Consider the following 16,582-nt stretch of genomic DNA (forward strand, 5'->3'; position numbering starts at 1 on the left):
GATTATTTTTCCGTCTCCACCAATCCGCGCACGAACAGTTTCTGCATCACGACGACGACGAACACCGGCGGCAGCATCGCGAGCAGCGCGGTCGCCATCACGATCGGCCATTCGGTCAGCGCATCGGTCGTCGTGATCATCTTGCGGATTCCGACCTGGATGGTCTGCATGTCGTCGCGCGTCGTGATCAGAAGCGGCCAAAGATACTGATTCCAGCCGAGGATGAAGAGGATCACGAACAGCGCGGCCATGTTGGTGCGCGACAGCGGCAACAGCGTATCCCAGAAGAAGCGGAACGGGCCCGCGCCATCGATCCGCGAAGCCTCCAGCAATTCATCCGGCACTGTCATGAAGAACTGGCGGAACAGCAGCGTCGCGGTGGCTGACGCAATCAGCGGCAGCGAGAGGCCGGCATAGCTGTCGAGCAGATGCAGATCGGCGACGATCTTGTAGGTCGGATAGATGCGCACCTCGACCGGCAGCATCAAGGTGATGAAGATGATCCAGAAGATCGCCATCCGGAACGGAAAGCGGAAATACACGATCGCATAGGCCGAGATGATCGAGATCGCGATTTTGCCGACCGCGATCAGCAGCGCCATGATCAGCGAGTTCAGCATCATGTTGAGCACCGGCTCGCGGGTCGAGCCGCTCGTGCCGACAAACAGCGTCTGGTAGTAGGTCTCGAGGAAATGGCCGCCGGGCAGCAGCGACATCTGGCCGTTGGCGATGACGGCGTTGTCCTGGGTCGAGGCGACCAGCGCGAGATAGACCGGGAAGGCGACGATCGCGATCCCGATCCACAGGATGGCGTGAGCCAGATAGCGCTGGAAGCCCTCCTCCTCGACCATCAGTAGGTCACCTTGCGTTCGACGAAGCGGAACTGGATCGCCGTCAGCATGACGACGATGACCATCAGGATGACCGACTGCGCCGCCGACGAGCCGAGATTGCCGCCGAGCAGACCGTCCGTATAGACCTTGTAGACCAGCGTCTCGGTCGCCTTGCCGGGACCGCCGCGGGTCATGGTGTCGATGATGCCGAAAGTGTCGAAGAAGGCGTAGACGATGTTGATGACCAAGAGGAAGAAGATGGTCGGCGACAGCAGCGGGAAGATCACGGTCCAGAACCGCCGCATCGGACGGGCGCCGTCGATCGCGGCGGCCTCGATCACGCTTTTCGGGATGCTCTGCAGCCCGGCGAGGAAGAACAGGAAATTGTAGGAGATCTGCTTCCAGGCCGCGGCGAGGATGATCAGGGCTGCCGCCTGGTTGCCGTCGAGCAGCGGATTCCAGTCGATGCCCATGCCGCGCAGATAGCGCGACAGCACGCCGAGCGAGGGGTGCAGCATGAACACCCAGAGCACGCCGACCACCGGCGGGGCCACCGCATAGGGCCAGATCAGCAGCGTGCGATACAGCGTCGAGCCGCGTAGCGGCCTGTCGGCCATGACCGCGAGCAGCAGCGCGAAGGACAGCGAGGAGACCGCGATCGCGAACGAGAACACGAAGGTTCGGACGATCGCCGAGAAATAGGCCGGCTCCTTGAACAGATCGAGATAGTTCTCGAACCAGACGAAGCTGGTGGAGAGACCGAAAGCGTCCTGCAGCAGAAAGGATTGGATCACCGCCTGCACGGCCGGCCAGTAGAAAAAGATCAGGACGATCGCGAGCTGCGGGGCAACCAGCGCGTAAGGCAACAGCTTTGACTGGAAAATCGCTTGCTTTTGCATGGGCTCGGAGGAAGGGCAGGCCGCGGATGCGGCCTGCCGGTTGATGGCCCTAAAGCGCGATGAGATGAGGTTGGATCGTCATCGCGCTTTAGCTTGTCGTCTGGGCATGATCTTTTCGGAAAGCCGCTTCGCGCTTTTCCCGATCATGCTCGAAGGCATCATGTCAGCGGACGGCGGTCTTTTCAAACTGCCGCAGCATCTGGTTGCCGCGTTCGACGGCGGCGTCCAGCGCTTGCTTGGCGGTCTTCTTGCCGGCCAGCGCCTGCTCGATCTCCTCCGACCACATGTCGCGCAGCTGCACCATGTTGCCGAGGCGCAGGCCGCGGGAATTCGCGGTCGGCTCCTTGTTGGTGAGCTCGAGCAGCGGGGTCTCGAGATAGGGCTGGTCCTTGTAGAAGCCCTCTTCCTTGGCCTTGGCGTAGGCTGCCTTGGTGATCGGCAGATAGCCCGAGGCCTTGTGGATCCAGATTTGGCGGTCGGTGTCCGAGAGGAAGGTCAGGAACTTGGCCACGCCCTTGTATTCCTCGGCCGACTTGCCGCCCATCACCCAGAGCGAGGCGCCGCCGATGATCGAGTTCTGCGGCGCGCCCTTGGCGTCGGGATAATACGGCATCGGCGCGGCGGTGAAGTTGAACTTGGCCTGCGCCTTGACGTTGCCGAAGAAGGCCGACGAGGTCAGGTAGATCGGGCATTCGCCCGAGGTGAAGCGGCCTTCGCCGGTGTTGGTGCGGCCGGCATAGTCGTAGGTCTTGTCCTTCTGCAGCTCGACCAGGTTCTCAAGATGCTTGACCTGCAGCGGGCCGTTGAACTCGAGCACGGTGTCGAAGCCGTCGAGGCCGTTGGCCTTGCTGGCGAGCGGCACATTGTGCCAGGCCGAGAGCTGTTCGAGATTGACCCAGGTGACCCACGAGCCGGAGAAGCCGCAGGTGGCGTAGCCGGCCGCCTTCAGCTTCTTGGCGTCGTCGAACACTTGCGGCCAGGTCTTCGGAATCTCTGCGATGTTGGCCTTCTTCAGCGCATCGAGATTGATCCACATCACCGTCGACGACGAGTTGAAGGGGAACGACAGCATCTCGCCCTTGGAGGTCGAGTAGTAGCCGGTGATCGCGGGCAGATAGACGCTCGGATCGAACTTCTCGCCGGCGTCGGCCATCAGCTTGTAGACCGGTTTGACGGCGCCGGTGGCGGCCATCATCGTCGCGGTGCCGACCTCGAACACCTGCATGATATGCGGCGCGTTGCCGGCGCGGAACGCGGCGATGCCGGCGTTCATGGTGTCGGCGTAGCCGCCCTTGTAGGTCGGGATCACTTTGTAGTCGGATTGCGAGGCGTTGAAGTCGTTGGCCAGCTTGACGATGACGTCGTTGTTGGCGCCGGTCATCGCGTGCCACCATTGGATCTCGGTCACCGCAAACGCGGGCGACGCGAATGCAAGCGCGGCAGCGGCTGCCGCGGCAGCGCCTAGTCGTCGAAAGAACATCAAAACCCCTCCCAATTGGAACGTCATCTTTCGTTGCGCGCGTTATCAGCGCCGGATGACGTTCAAATGACCGTATAAACGAAAGTCATGGTAGGGGGGAAGCCGAAGCGAAGGGAAGCGGTAAAAAAGGCGAAGACCGCAGCCGGCGTGCGGTGCAGCGCCAAACGCGACGTTGCACCGCAGGGTCCGATAGTTTCTCGGCGCAACGGACTGCGCATCACCTCGCCCCGTGTGCGGGGAGAGGCGCAGGCCGCCTTCGGCGGCCGTTCTCAAGAACGCCGAAGCAGAGCTTCGGCTATGACGCATCGTTAAATGCGTTCCGGGTGAGGGGAACTCTCCGCAATCACAGCTATCACCGTATCCGCGGAGACGGCCCCTCACCCCAACCCTCTAAGAGCAAGCTTCGCTTGTCTCGACCTCGTAAGAACGGGGGCGAGCGCACCGCCGTCGCGGTCGCTATTCGACGTAAGTCTCATCACGCCTTTAGCGCTTGCGCTGGGGGCCGCAGACCACGCCCTTTTCAACCAGGCCGTTGATCTCGTCCCTGGAGTAGCCGAACTCGCCGAGCACTTCCGCGGCGTGCTGGCTGAACTTCGGCGGCGTGCGGCGCAGGTTCGGCTTGGTGCGTTCGAGGCGGATCGGCGAGGCGACGCCCTTGTACCAATCCTTCTCGATGACGTCGCCGCGATGAATGGTGTGCGGGTTGGTCAGGGCCTGGTCGATCTTCTGCACCGGGCCGGCCGGCAGGCCGGCGGCGAGCAGCCGGTTGCACAGCGGCTCGGCCTCGTGCTGGCTGAACACCGCGGCCAGCTCGAGGCGGAGCGCATCGCGGTTGGCGATGCGGTCCTTGTTGCGGGCAAAGCGTGGATCGGTGCCGAGCTCGGGCTTGCCGATCTCCTTGGCGAGCTTGCGGAAGGTGCCGTCATTGCCGACGCCGATGAAGATGTTGTCGGTCTTGGTCGGGAAGATCGCGTACGGCACGAGGTTGGGATGCTCGTTGCCGGTTAGCGACGGCGGCTTGCCATGCATGAAATAGTTTGCGGTGTGCGGATGCATGATCGCGAGCCCGGTCTCGTACAGCGTCGTCTCGATGAACTGGCCGAGCCCCGAGCGCTGCCGCTCCGACAGCGCCATCAGGATGCCGATCGCGGCGTAGAGCCCGGTGGTGATGTCGACCAGCGGCACGCCGATCCGCATCGGGCCGCTCTCCGGCGAGCCGGTCGCCGCGATCATGCCGGTCATCGCCTGGATGATCGCGTCATAGCCGGGATTGCCGCCGCGCGGGCCGTCGGCGCCGAAGCCGGAGATCCGGCAATGCACGAGGCGCGGAAACTTCGCGCGCAGCACGTCGTTGCCGATGCCCCATTTGTCGAGCGTGCCCGGCTTGAAATTCTCGATCAGCACGTCGGCGGTCTCGAGCATCCTCATCAGCACCGCGCGTCCGCCCTCGGAAGCGAGGTCGAGGCCGATCGAGCGCTTGTTGCGGTTGATGCCGACGAAATAGGCCGCGTCCTCGTCATGGAAGGGAGGACCCCAGTCGCGCACCTCGTCGCCGGCGGGCGGCTCGACCTTGATCACGTCGGCGCCGTGGTCGGCGAGAATCTGGGTGCAATACGGACCGCCGAGCACGCGCGTCAGATCGATCACGCGCAGGCCGGTCATCGCGCCCGTGGCCGCTGGGGTATTCATGGAAACAACCTTCGCTCAGTTGGGATCAGATAACGAGGGTCCCAGAGCTAACGGTCTTCAGCCGGGGCAGCAATGCTTCCGTCGGCGCAGGCCCATGCAGCAGGCGGCGCATGCGTTCGCCAAGCGAACCAGCCGCTGAAAGAGCAATGGTCCGCCACGTGTCGCGGCGGACCATTGCGTGATGTGGAATTAGACGACGCTCAGCTTGACGTCGACATTGCCGCGGGTCGCGTTGGAATAGGGGCACACATGGTGGGCCTTCTCGACCAGCGCTTCGGCGTCGGCGCGGGAAAGGCCGGGCAGCGAGACCGCGAGCTCGACGGCGAGGCCGAAGCCGCCTTCCGAGCGCGGGCCGATGCCGACCGTCGAGGTCACCGAGGCGTCGGCGGGAACCTTGGGGCCACCCTGCGAGGCCACGAACTTCATCGCGCCGATGAAGCAAGCGGCATAGCCGGCCGCGAACAGCTGCTCCGGATTGTTGCCGGCACCGCCGCCGCCACCGAGCTCCTTCGGGGTCGTGAGCTTGACGTCGAGCGCGCCGTCGAGCGTTGCCGCATGGCCGTCGCGGCCGCCGGTTGCCTTGGCGCTGGTCTTGTAGAGCACGTTCACAGACATCGTGGTCTCCCTTGGTGGGTGTGGACTTGAATTCGACGACGCATGTATTGCACGCAAATAGATTGTGCACAATATAAAATATGCGGCCTCACATTTAATTGTTCGCAATTGAATCCGCGGTCCCGAGAGCCCAGAATGACCCGGAAACGAGATGGATTCGATGGGAATCATGGCCAGGAAACCGACGGCGGCGGATCAGGCGCTGCGGCTCGATAACCAGATCTGCTTTGCGGTCTATTCGACGGCGCACGCCTTCAACCGCGTCTACAAGCCGCTGCTCGACCGGCTCGGGCTGACCTATCCGCAGTATCTCGCGATGCTGGCGCTGTGGGAGCGCGACGACGTGGCGGTGAAGGACCTCGGCGAGCGCCTGTTCCTGGATTCCGGCACGCTGACGCCGCTCTTGAAGCGGCTCGAGGCGGCCGAGTTGATCAAGCGGACCCGCAGCACCGCGGACGAGCGGGTGGTGCTGATCGCGCTAACGCCGCAGGGCCACGCGCTGCGCGAAAAGGCCAAGGCCGTGCCGCAGTCGATCCTCGCGGCCTCGGACTGCACCGTCGGCGAACTGATGGCGATGAAGGACGAGATCGTCGCGCTGCGCGACCGGCTGAATGCAGTGCTGGGGGAGTAGGGGCGGGCGGTTAGAGGCGCTTCTTGGCGAAGGCGCGGCCGGAGGCCGACTTCAGATATTTTTCAAAAGCGACGGCCTGCTTCTCGTCGCTGAAGGCGACGTAAGTCTTGAGCCGCCAAGGTCGATACTTCGATGTATGAGGCACCTCGCCAGCATTGTGCTTAGCCAGCCTCGCTCGCAGATCGTCGGTGAGCCCGACATAGAAGTGCAGGCCATCCAGGCTTTCGAGAATGTAGACGTATTTCATCCAGCCCCCAACGGGTCGATGGGGTGGATGCTAACGCATTCGGATATCGGTGAGAGCCCGGCTTCGCCCTTCGGGCTACGCCGCGGCAGCCTTCGCTCACTTCGCTACGATGGATTTTCCGGGCTTGCCGAGCCGTAGCTCGCGAAGCGAGCGAAGGCTGGTGGAGCCAGGCGGGATCGAACCGCCGACCTCTTGCATGCCATGCAAGCGCTCTCCCAGCTGAGCTATGGCCCCTTATCCAGTAGGGATGATCCTGGGGGATCAATCCCGGCCCGCGCGGCCTACACGACTCGCGCGGCAGCACCGTTGATCATAGATCGGCGCCGATCTCAAGTCTCTTCGTCGCCGCCGACGTCACCAATAATGTCGGTGACGTCCTCATCGCCCTCTTCCTCGTCGGCGATGAAGGTCGAATCGTCGTCGTCATCGTCGTCGATGGTCTCATCGACTTCGATATCGTCCTCGGATTCGGGAACCTGGGCCTTGACTTTCCCGGTGTTCTCCTCGGCATCGGCCTCCTCGAGCGAGACCATCTCTTCGGCCTCGGCGGGCTCCGGCATGTCGGCTGCGGTCGCGGGCGAAGTGACGGTCGCGCCACGGCCCCGCGGCGGGGCGACCGGCGCGATCGGCACGACTTCGCCGGTATAGGGCGAGATCACCGGATTCTTGTTGAGGTCGTAGAACTTCTTGCCCGTGGTCGGGCAAATGCGCTTGGTTCCGAGCTCGGACTTGGCCACGTGGTAATCCCAGAATTTTCCTGAAAAACGGAGCTTCACTTGGCTAGTTGAGAGGCTGCTGTCAATAGCGGTTTGCGCGCAAGTGACGGGCGCGTGACGTGGTGTTGCCTATGTGATACCTGCCGCGGCGCGAGAGGACACAATCTTGGCCCAATCTGACACCCCGACCCCGCTGGAATCGCGCGCGTGCGGCCCCCTGGCCGGCACGGTCCGCGTTCCCGGCGACAAATCGATTTCCCACCGTGCGCTGATCCTGGGGGCGCTTTCGGTCGGCGAAACCCGCATTTCCGGCCTTCTGGAGGGCGAGGACGTCCTCAATACCGCCAAATCCATGCGCGCGCTGGGCGCGAAAGTGGAGCGGACGGCGCCGTTTACCTGGTCGGTCGCGGGCGTCGGCGTCGGCGGCTTCGCCCAGCCTGCCGCGCCGCTCGATTTCGGCAATTCCGGCACCGGCTGCCGGCTGGTGATGGGCGCGGTGGCCGGCTGCCCGATCGCCGCCATTTTCGACGGCGACGCCTCGCTCCGCTCGCGGCCGATGCGCCGCATCCTCGACCCGCTGGAGCTGATGGGCGCCCGAACCAGCGACATAAGGGAGGGCGGCCGGCTGCCGCTCACCCTGCACGGCGCCCGCTATCCGGTGCCGATCGTCTACAAGACGCCGGTCGCCTCGGCCCAGATCAAGTCCGCGGTGCTGCTGGCGGGGCTCTCCGCGCCCGGCATCACCACAGTGATCGAGCAGGAGGCGAGCCGCGACCACACCGAGCTGATGCTGAAGCATTTCGGTGCCGAGATCTCCTCCGAGAAGGAAGGCAGCCACGGCAGGCGAATCTCGCTGAACGGCGAGCCGGAGCTGCGCGGCGCCAACGTCGTGGTGCCCGCCGATCCGTCCTCCGCGTCGTTCCCGATCGTGGCCGCACTGATCGTCGATGGCTCCGATGTCGTGTTCTCCGACGTGATGACCAATCCGCTGCGCACCGGCCTGTTCACCACGCTGCGCGAGATGGGCGCCTCGATCGAGGAGAGCGATGTGCGCGGCGATGCCGGCGAGCCGATGGCGCAGCTGCGGGTGCGGGCCTCGAAGCTGAAGGGCGTCGAGGTGCCGCCGGAGCGCGCGCCGTCGATGATCGACGAATATCTGGTGCTGGCGGTTGCAGCCGCCTTCGCCGAGGGCACCACGATCATGCGCGGCCTGCAGGAGCTGCGCGTCAAGGAATCCGACCGCCTTGAAGCCACCGCCGACATGCTGCGGGTCAACGGCGTCAAGGTCGAGGTGTCCGGCGACGATCTGATCGTCGAGGGCCGCGGCCATGTTCCAGGCGGCGGTCTTGTTGCCACCCATATGGATCACCGCATCGCGATGTCGGCGCTGGTGATGGGCTGCGCCTCCGATCGGCCGGTGAAGATCGACGACACCGGCTTCATCGCCACCAGTTTTCCGGATTTCATCCCGATGATGCGCGCGCTCGGAGCTGATTTCGCATGATCATCGCCATCGACGGACCCGCCGCCTCAGGCAAGGGCACGCTCGGCAAGCGGCTCGCCCACCACTACGGCTACCGCCATCTCGACACCGGCGTGATCTACCGCGCGGTGGCCTATGCGATGATGCAAGCCGGTGCCGAGCTCAACAACGAGGTGCTGGCGGTGGCCGCGGCGCTCGAGCTCGACCCCGAAAAGTTCGGCAATCCGATCCTGAAGACCCAGAAGGTCGGCGATGCCGCCTCGGTGGTGTCGGCCATTCCGCAGGTTCGCGAGGTGCTGGTGAACTTTCAGCGCCAGTTCGCCGCCGATCCGCCCGGTGCGGTGCTGGATGGACGCGACATCGGCACTGTGATCTGCCCCGATGCCGACGTGAAGATCTTCGTGGTCGCCGACCCCCGCGTGCGGGCGCGGCGGCGCACGCTGGAGGCGCGCGCCCGCGGCGAGGACGCCGACGAAGAGGCGGTGCTCGCCGACATCCTCAAGCGCGACGAGCGGGACAAGAACCGGGCGATTGCACCCTTGCGGCCGGCTCCGGACGCCCACACGCTGGACAATTCCAATCTCGACATCGAGGCCGGCGTCCGCGCCGCCATCGCCATCGTCGAGGCAGCGCGCGCCAGGCGCTAGAACAGCAGGCATGGCGGGCGGTTTTGGCCCGAAAACCCAGCAAAATTGGGCATTTCCTGCTTGCCGAAAGCAGCCTGCGGGGCTATATCAGCGCCGTTCGGAGCACCGTCGACCATGTCGAGGCCGTGTCCGAGCGGGCCGGCGCCGGGTTTGAACCCTCGCCGCATCTGGAGGAACGCCCGCTCCCAGGTCTTGCAGTCGATATTTTCGTTTCAGGCTCCGGATCTATCAAACGTACCGAACGTGCAGTCTTGCTGCCGGCCCGCTGTTGCACCTCCTGCAATGAGCGGTCGTCAGGGTTTGCGGAACCCTGACACTTCACGCGCGGTGCGCCCATCAACCCGAACTGCCGGCGAGATCCCGCATCTGGAGAACAAATGGTTTCGAATTCTGCGTCTTCCTATACTCCCACCCGCGACGACTTCGCGGCGATGCTTGATGAGTCCTTTGCCGGCGGCAATTTGCAGGAAAGCTCGGTCATCAAGGGCAAGGTGGTTGCAATTGAGAAGGACATGGCCGTCATCGACGTCGGCCTGAAGACCGAAGGTCGCGTTGCGCTGCGCGAATTCGCCGGCCCCGGCCGTGAAAGCGATCTGAAGGTCGGTGACGAAGTCGAGGTGTTCCTCGACCGTATCGAGAATGCGCTCGGCGAAGCCGTGCTGTCGCGCGACAAGGCGCGCCGCGAGGAAAGCTGGGGCAAGCTCGAGAAGGCGTTCCAGAACAACGAAAAGGTCAACGGCGTCATCTTCAACCAGGTCAAGGGCGGCTTCACGGTCGACCTCGACGGTGCGGTGGCCTTCCTGCCGCGCTCGCAGGTCGACATTCGTCCGATCCGCGACGTTGCGCCGCTGATGAACAACTCGCAGCCGTTCCAGATCCTCAAGATGGACCGCCGCCGCGGCAACATCGTGGTGTCGCGCCGCACGGTTCTCGAAGAGACCCGCGCCGAGCAGCGCCAGGAGCTGGTGCAGAACCTCGAAGAGGGTCAGGTGATCGACGGCGTGGTCAAGAACATCACCGATTACGGTGCGTTCGTTGATCTCGGCGGCATCGACGGCCTGCTGCACGTGACCGATATCGCCTGGCGCCGCGTCAACCACCCGACCGAGGTGCTGACCATCGGCCAGACCGTGAAGGTCAAGATCATCAAGATCAACCACGAGACGCACCGCATCTCGCTCGGCATGAAGCAGCTGCTGGATGATCCGTGGCAGGGCATCGAAGCCAAGTACCCGCTGGGTGCCCGCTTCACCGGCCGCGTCACCAACATCACCGACTACGGCGCGTTCGTCGAGCTCGAGCCGGGCATCGAAGGCCTGATCCACGTCTCCGAGATGTCGTGGACCAAGAAGAACATGCACCCCGGCAAGATCGTTTCGACCTCGCAGGAAGTCGAAGTGCAGGTGCTGGAAGTGGATTCGGTCAAGCGCCGCATCTCGCTCGGCCTCAAGCAGACCATGCGCAATCCCTGGGAAGTCTTCGTCGAGAAGTTCCCGGTCGGTTCGGTGGTCGAGGGCGAGGTCAAGAACAAGACCGAGTTCGGTCTGTTCCTGGGTCTCGAGGGCGATGTCGACGGCATGGTCCACCTCTCCGATCTCGACTGGAAGCTTCCGGGCGAGCAGGTCATCGACAACTTCAAGAAGGGCGACATGGTCAAGGCCGTGGTGCTCGATGTCGATGTCGAGAAGGAGCGGATCTCGCTCGGCGTCAAGCAGCTCGAAGGCGACCCCTTCGCCGAGCCGGGCGACGTCAAGAAGGGCGCGGTCGTGACTTGCGAAGTGCTCGAAGTGAAGGAGAGCGGCATCGAGGTCCGGATTTCGGGCACCGAGTTCACCACCTTCATCAAGCGGTCCGAGCTGGCCCGCGACCGCAACGACCAGCGCGCCGAGCGCTTCGCCGTCGGCGAGAAGGTCGATGCCCGCGTCATCCAGTTCGACAAGAAGGCCCGCAAGGTGCAGGTCTCGATCAAGGCGCTCGAAGTCGCCGAAGAGAAGGAAGCCATCGCGCAGTACGGCTCCTCCGACTCGGGTGCGACGCTTGGCGACATCCTCGGCACCGCGCTGAAGAACCGCGGCACCGACAAGTAAGCGTTCGCACGATTTGAGCGAACAATCGGGGCCCCGGCGCAAGCCGGGGCCCTTTTTGTTTGGAGGTATCCGTAGCCCGGATGGAGCGAAGCGAAATCCGGGACTTTCTATCCGTGCTGCTGAAGCCTCCCGCATTACGCTTCGCTCCATCCGGGCTACGGATTTATCTTCTCCTTCCCCCTGAAAGGGGGAAGGTCGGGATGGGGGTCAGCCGCAGGCGATGCTGCTCATGGAGAGAGCAGATCCCCACCCGCTTTGCTCTCGCGAGCAAAGCGACCTCCCCTTTTCAAGGGGAGGTTAGGGCGCAGCCGGGACGAAGCGCACGTGCATCCGGGCTACAGGTACCTCCAAAGACCGGGCCTTGTTTTCTTCATATTGCGTCGCAATTGATGTATTTGGCTAAGCTGATAGTGACGCTGCGACTGCAAAACGCGCAGATTGCGCGCTGACCATTTCTGGAGAGATCGGATGTCGCTGGATTCAGACGTGATCGTCGATCGCCGCCGCATCAGGCGCAAACTGACGTTCTGGCGCGTCGCCGCCGCGGTCATTGCGATCGCGGCCATCGTCGGCGTGGGCGTGGTCGCCGCCGGCGGGCGCGGCACCTTTTCGACATCGAACACCATCGCGCGGGTCAATATCGACGGACTGATCCGCAGCGACCAGGATCGCGTCGAGGCGCTGGAGCGGCTCGGCAAGTCGAGCTATGCGGCTGTTGTCGTGCACATCAATTCGCCCGGCGGCACCACGGCGGGCTCCGAGCAGCTTTACGACTCGCTGATGCAGCTGAAGGCGAAGAAGCCGCTTGTCGTCGTGGTCGAGGGATTGGCCGCCTCGGGCGGCTACATCACGGCGATCGCCTCCGATCATATCGTCGCCCAGCAGACCTCGCTGGTCGGCTCGATCGGCGTGCTGTTCCAGTATCCGAACGTTTCGGAATTGCTCAAGACTGTCGGCGTGAAAATGGAGGAGATCAAATCTTCCCCGCTCAAGGCGGCACCCAACGGCTTCGAGCCGACCAGCCCGGAGGCCCGCGCCGCGATCGACGGTCTCGTCAAGGACTCCTATGCATGGTTCCGTGGATTGGTGAAGCAACGGCGCGGCATGGACGACGCCCTGCTGGAGAAGGTCGCCGACGGTCGCGTTTTCACCGGCCGGCAGGCAGTCGATCTCAAGCTGGTTGATCAGCTGGGAGACGAGAAGACCGCGATCGCCTGGCTGGTTGCGGAGAAGAAGGTCAAAAGCGACCTGCCGGTGCGCAATTACAAGCTCAATCCGCGGTTCGGCGACCTGACCTTCCTGCGCACCGCGGCGTCCGTGACGCTCGATGCGTTCGGTCTTGGCGCGATCGCGCGGCGGATCGAGCAGGGCGGCGTGGCCGAGGCAGTCGACCGGTTCGGGCTTGACGGCATGCTGGCGCTGTGGAGCCCGGCTGGAACCAACTGATCGGCTGCCAAAGGCGTGCTCGTCAGGCTATTCCCGCTTTGCGGGAATCGCCGCATGCCCCAATTGGGCTATTTGTCACGTGATTTCACGACGCTCTAAATCGATTTAGCGTCTTGACAGTGCACGGCATTTTCACGGAAATGGGTTTCCGCAAGAGCCCGGATCCCACTTTCGATGATCAAATCCGAACTTGTTCAGCGTATCGCCGAGCACAACCCGCACCTCTACCAGCGGGATGTCGAGAACATTGTGAATGCGATTCTCGATGAAATCGTCGCGGCGCTGGCTCGTGGCGACCGTGTCGAGCTGCGCGGTTTTGGCGCATTCTCGGTGAAGCACCGTCCGGCGCGCGCCGGCCGCAATCCACGCACCGGCGAGCATGTGCCGGTCGACCAGAAGAGCGTGCCGTTCTTCAAGACCGGCAAGGAAATGCGCGAGCGCCTCAACCGCGACGTAACCGAGGCGGGCGCCGCCAAGGTCGATGCGCCCAAGGCTGATGCTTAAGGTCGACGCCTAAGGCGCGACGTCAGGCGTTGCCGTGTTGCGGGCGATGCGCCCGCATTTGCTCCATCGCTGCGAGAGATGGTCATGCGAAAGTTTTTCACGGCAGTGGTCGTCATTCCGCTCGGACTGATCTTCATCATTTTTGCAGTCGCCAACCGTCACTGGGTGACGGTGTCGTTCGATCCCTTCAATTCGGTGACCCCCACGGTTGCGGTCACACTGCCGCTGTTCGTCGTCATTATCGCCTCCGCGATCCTGGGCGTGATCGCGGGCGGCATCGGAACCTGGTTCAAGCAAGGGCGCTGGCGCCGCGCGGCCCGGCAGCACGAGGCTGACGCCCGCCATGTCCGCGCCGAGCTCGCCGACCTCAGGGCCGCCGCCTCCCGGGACGACGCGCAGCGCCGTCCGGCCCCAGCCCTATCAGGTTTTTACGGGGCCGCCGGGCGAGACAAGCAGGGCGCGACGTTGTAGAACCCGCCCCGTCGGACCGGGATCCACCCCGGTTCCGGCCGCCCGAAAACCCGTTTTGAGACCCGCTTCGAGACCATGCCCCTGCTTGTCAAAATCTGCGGCCTGTCCACGCGCGAGACGCTCGACGTCGCGCTTGAGGGCGGCGCCGACATGGTGGGGTTCGTGTTCTTTCCGCCGTCGCCGCGTCACATCAGCCTTGAGACCGCGCGCGAGCTCGGCAGCCGCGCCAAGGGCCGCGCCGTCAAGGTCGCGCTGACCGTCGATGCCGACGATGCGACGCTTGAGAACATCGTCGAGACGCTGCGGCCGGATATCCTGCAATTGCACGGCAAGGAGACCACGGCGCGGCTGCGCGACATCAAGGCGAAGTTCGGCCTGCCGCTGATGAAGGCGCTGCCGGTCGAGACCGCAGCCGATCTCGCCCCGCTGCCGGGTTATGCCGGCGTCGCCGATCGTATCCTGTTCGATGCCCGCGCGCCGAAGGATGCCACGCGGCCGGGTGGCCTCGGCGCGCCGTTCGATTGGCACGTGCTGGAAAATCTCGATCTCGCGCTGCCCTACATGGTCTCCGGCGGGCTCAATGCCGACAACGTCGCTGAAGCTGTCCGCGTCACGCGCGCCGGCGGCGTCGATGTCTCGTCGGGCGTCGAGGGCACGCCCGGCGTCAAGGATCCCGAATTGATCCGCGCCTTCATCCGCGCCGCGCGCGCAACCCAAGAACTGATGGTTCGATGAATCCAAACCTGCCCAATTCCTTCCGCAGCGGCCCCGACGAGCGCGGGCATTTCGGCATTTTCGGCGGACGCTTCGTCGCGGAAACGCTGATGCCGCTGATCCTCGATCTCGAAAAAGCCTATGCCGACGCCAAGGCCGATCCGGCGTTCCAGGCCGAGATGAACGTCTATCTGAAGGACTATGTCGGCCGGCCCTCGCCGCTCTATTTCGCCGAGCGGCTCACCGAGCATCTCGGCGGCGCCAAGATCTATCTGAAGCGCGAGGAGCTCAACCACACCGGCTCGCACAAGGTCAACAATGTGCTCGGCCAGATCATGGTCGCGCGCCGCATGGGCAAGAAGCGCATCATCGCCGAGACCGGCGCCGGCCAGCATGGCGTGGCGACGGCAACGCTGTGCGCGCGGTTCGGGCTCGAATGCGTGGTCTATATGGGCGCGGTCGACGTCGAGCGGCAGCAGCCGAACGTGATCCGCATGGAGATGCTGGGCGCCAAGGTCGTCCCGGTGCAGTCGGGCGCGCGCACGCTGAAGGATGCGATGAACGACGCGCTGCGCGATTGGGTCACCAACGTGCACGACACCTTCTATTGCATCGGCACGGTGGCGGGACCGCACCCCTATCCGATGATGGTGCGCGACTTTCAGTCGATCATCGGCCACGAGACCCGCAAGCAGATGCAGGAGGCCGAGGGCCGCCTGCCGGATTCGCTGATCGCCTGCATCGGCGGCGGCTCCAATGCGATGGGCCTGTTCCATCCGTTCCTCGACGATCCCTTGATCGAGATCTTCGGCGTCGAGGCCGCCGGTCACGGGCTGACGCAGCTGCATGCCGCCTCGCTCGCCGGCGGGCGTCCTGGCGTGCTGCATGGCAACCGCACCTATCTCTTGATGGACGCCGACGGCCAGATCGAGGAAGCGCATTCGATCTCGGCCGGCCTCGACTATCCCGGCATCGGCCCGGAGCACGCCTGGCTGCACGAGACCGGCCGCGTGAAGTATCTCTCGGCGACCGACGAGGAGGCGCTGGCTGCCTTCCAGCTGCTGTCGCGGCTCGAGGGCATCATCCCCGCGCTGGAATCGGCGCACGCCATCGCGAAACTGTCCGAGCTCGCACCGCAGCGGCCGAAGGATCACCTGATGGTGGTCAACCTCTCGGGCCGCGGCGACAAGGACGTGCCGCAGGTTGGCGACATCTTGAAGGGCAGGAAGAAGTGACCACCCGTATCGACGCACGTTTCGCCGAGCTGAAGCAGCAGGGCCGCTCCGCTTTCGTCACCTTCGTGATGGCCGGCGATCCGGACGCAAAGACCTCGCTCGACATCCTCAAGGCGCTGCCGAAGGCCGGCGCCGACGTCATCGAGATCGGCATGCCCTTTACCGATCCGATGGCCGACGGCCCGTCGATCCAGGCCGCGGGCCTGCGCGCGCTCAAGGGCGGCATGACGCTGCGCAAGACGCTGGCGATGGTCCGCGACTTCCGCAGGGACGACAACGCCACGCCGATCGTGCTGATGGGCTACTACAATCCGATCTACATCTACGGCGTCGACAGCTTCCTGGCCGATGCCAAGGCCGCCGGCGTCGACGGCCTGATCATCGTCGACCTGCCGCCGGAAGAAGATACCGAGCTCTGCATCCCCGCGATGAAGGCCGGGCTGAACTTCATCCGGCTGGCGACGCCGACCACGGACGACAAGCGCCTGCCGGCGGTGCTCGCCAACACTTCGGGCTTTGTCTATTACGTCTCGATCACCGGCATCACCGGCGCTGCGACGGCCGATTCGAAGGTGGTCGCGGAAGCTGTGGCCCGCATCAAGCGGCACACCAAGCTGCCGGTCTGCGTCGGCTTCGGCATCCGCACTCCGGAGACGGCGCGCGCGATCGCCGAGAACGCCAACGGCGCGGTGGTCGGCACCGCAATCGTCGATGTGGTGCGTGCCAATCTCGATGCCGAGGGCCGCGCGACGCCGAAGACCGTGAGCGCGGTGGCGGACCTGGTGTCGGCGCTGGCGCAGGGGGTCCGGGGCGCCAAACAGGCCGCTGAATAAGCCACATTTTGCGGCAACAAGGCCGCCGATGGCGGCTTGCCGGGCTCGCCCG

The 16,582-nt window shown here is 64.3% G+C and carries 17 protein-coding genes and 1 tRNA gene; 10 read left to right on the forward strand and 8 right to left on the reverse strand.

Annotation, left to right across the window (positions count from 1 at the left end; genetic code table 11):
* Positions 1-2: 2 nt before the first annotated feature.
* The 5 genes from ugpE to QJT82_RS23520 all read right to left on the reverse strand — a co-directional run bounded on the left by ugpE (position 3) and on the right by QJT82_RS23520 (position 5,516).
* Positions 3-851, reverse strand: a complete 849-nt coding sequence (gene ugpE / locus QJT82_RS23500; RefSeq protein ID WP_028341715.1) for a sn-glycerol-3-phosphate ABC transporter permease UgpE — start codon at positions 849-851, stop codon at positions 3-5.
* On the reverse strand, positions 851-1,732 hold the full coding sequence (gene ugpA, locus QJT82_RS23505; RefSeq protein WP_028341714.1) for a sn-glycerol-3-phosphate ABC transporter permease UgpA: 882 nt from the start codon (positions 1,730-1,732) through the stop codon (positions 851-853). The genes ugpE and ugpA overlap by 1 nt, the downstream gene beginning before the upstream one ends.
* 163 nt (positions 1,733-1,895) lie before the next feature.
* The gene (ugpB, locus tag QJT82_RS23510; RefSeq protein ID WP_028341713.1) at positions 1,896-3,212 is read right to left on the reverse strand and encodes a sn-glycerol-3-phosphate ABC transporter substrate-binding protein UgpB; all 1,317 of its coding nucleotides are present in this window, start codon (positions 3,210-3,212) and stop codon (positions 1,896-1,898) included.
* A gap of 483 nt (positions 3,213-3,695) precedes the next feature.
* Positions 3,696-4,901: a CaiB/BaiF CoA-transferase family protein gene (locus QJT82_RS23515; protein WP_028341712.1), complete on the reverse strand. Its 1,206-nt coding sequence runs from the start codon at positions 4,899-4,901 to the stop codon at positions 3,696-3,698.
* Between the two features lie 189 nt (positions 4,902-5,090).
* Positions 5,091-5,516 (reverse strand): organic hydroperoxide resistance protein, encoded by a 426-nt coding sequence (locus tag QJT82_RS23520; protein WP_028341711.1) that lies wholly within the window; start codon positions 5,514-5,516, stop codon positions 5,091-5,093.
* A 169-nt stretch (positions 5,517-5,685) separates the two neighbouring features.
* On the opposite strand from QJT82_RS23520, the gene QJT82_RS23525 reads away from it, so the two are divergent.
* A complete protein-coding gene (locus QJT82_RS23525; protein WP_028341710.1) occupies positions 5,686-6,147 on the forward strand; it encodes a MarR family transcriptional regulator in 462 nt (153 codons plus the stop codon).
* A 10-nt stretch (positions 6,148-6,157) separates the two neighbouring features.
* Here QJT82_RS23525 and QJT82_RS23530 read toward each other — a convergent pair whose 3' ends face one another.
* The 3 genes from QJT82_RS23530 to QJT82_RS23540 all read right to left on the reverse strand — a co-directional run bounded on the left by QJT82_RS23530 (position 6,158) and on the right by QJT82_RS23540 (position 7,131).
* The gene (locus tag QJT82_RS23530; protein WP_028341709.1) at positions 6,158-6,394 is read right to left on the reverse strand and encodes a GIY-YIG nuclease family protein; all 237 of its coding nucleotides are present in this window, start codon (positions 6,392-6,394) and stop codon (positions 6,158-6,160) included.
* Positions 6,395-6,552: 158 nt separating this feature from the next.
* Positions 6,553-6,628, reverse strand: a tRNA-Ala gene (locus QJT82_RS23535).
* Positions 6,629-6,723: 95 nt separating this feature from the next.
* A complete protein-coding gene (locus QJT82_RS23540; protein WP_028341708.1) occupies positions 6,724-7,131 on the reverse strand; it encodes a TIGR02300 family protein in 408 nt (135 codons plus the stop codon).
* Between the two features lie 145 nt (positions 7,132-7,276).
* Between QJT82_RS23540 and aroA the strand changes: the two genes are divergently transcribed.
* The 9 genes from aroA (at position 7,277) to trpA (ending at position 16,530) form a co-directional block, all read left to right on the forward strand.
* Positions 7,277-8,614, forward strand: coding sequence for a 3-phosphoshikimate 1-carboxyvinyltransferase (aroA, locus tag QJT82_RS23545; protein WP_028341707.1), 1,338 nt, complete (start codon positions 7,277-7,279; stop codon positions 8,612-8,614).
* On the forward strand, positions 8,611-9,240 hold the full coding sequence (cmk, locus tag QJT82_RS23550) for a (d)CMP kinase (protein WP_028341706.1): 630 nt from the start codon (positions 8,611-8,613) through the stop codon (positions 9,238-9,240). The genes aroA and cmk overlap by 4 nt, the downstream gene beginning before the upstream one ends.
* A gap of 377 nt (positions 9,241-9,617) precedes the next feature.
* Positions 9,618-11,327, forward strand: a complete 1,710-nt coding sequence (gene rpsA, locus QJT82_RS23555) for a 30S ribosomal protein S1 (protein WP_018269280.1) — start codon at positions 9,618-9,620, stop codon at positions 11,325-11,327.
* A gap of 468 nt (positions 11,328-11,795) precedes the next feature.
* Positions 11,796-12,773, forward strand: a complete 978-nt coding sequence (gene sppA, locus QJT82_RS23560) for a signal peptide peptidase SppA (protein ID WP_028341705.1) — start codon at positions 11,796-11,798, stop codon at positions 12,771-12,773.
* Between the two features lie 174 nt (positions 12,774-12,947).
* Positions 12,948-13,277 (forward strand): integration host factor subunit beta, encoded by a 330-nt coding sequence (locus QJT82_RS23565; protein ID WP_016847379.1) that lies wholly within the window; start codon positions 12,948-12,950, stop codon positions 13,275-13,277.
* 84 nt (positions 13,278-13,361) lie between these two features.
* A complete protein-coding gene (locus tag QJT82_RS23570) occupies positions 13,362-13,748 on the forward strand; it encodes a LapA family protein (protein ID WP_028341704.1) in 387 nt (128 codons plus the stop codon).
* Between the two features lie 75 nt (positions 13,749-13,823).
* Positions 13,824-14,483: a phosphoribosylanthranilate isomerase gene (locus tag QJT82_RS23575; protein ID WP_028341703.1), complete on the forward strand. Its 660-nt coding sequence runs from the start codon at positions 13,824-13,826 to the stop codon at positions 14,481-14,483.
* Positions 14,480-15,697, forward strand: coding sequence for a tryptophan synthase subunit beta (trpB, locus tag QJT82_RS23580; protein WP_028341702.1), 1,218 nt, complete (start codon positions 14,480-14,482; stop codon positions 15,695-15,697). Before QJT82_RS23575 ends, trpB begins: the two co-directional genes overlap by 4 nt.
* Positions 15,694-16,530 carry a tryptophan synthase subunit alpha gene (trpA, locus tag QJT82_RS23585; RefSeq protein WP_028341701.1) on the forward strand — a complete coding sequence of 279 codons (837 nt, stop codon included), beginning with the start codon at positions 15,694-15,696 and terminating at the stop codon, positions 16,528-16,530. The genes trpB and trpA overlap by 4 nt, the downstream gene beginning before the upstream one ends.
* The last annotated feature ends 52 nt before the right edge of the window (positions 16,531-16,582 follow it).

Source organism: Bradyrhizobium sp. Mp19, from assembly GCF_029952935.1.
GTDB classification, from domain to species: domain Bacteria; phylum Pseudomonadota; class Alphaproteobacteria; order Rhizobiales; family Xanthobacteraceae; genus Bradyrhizobium; species Bradyrhizobium elkanii.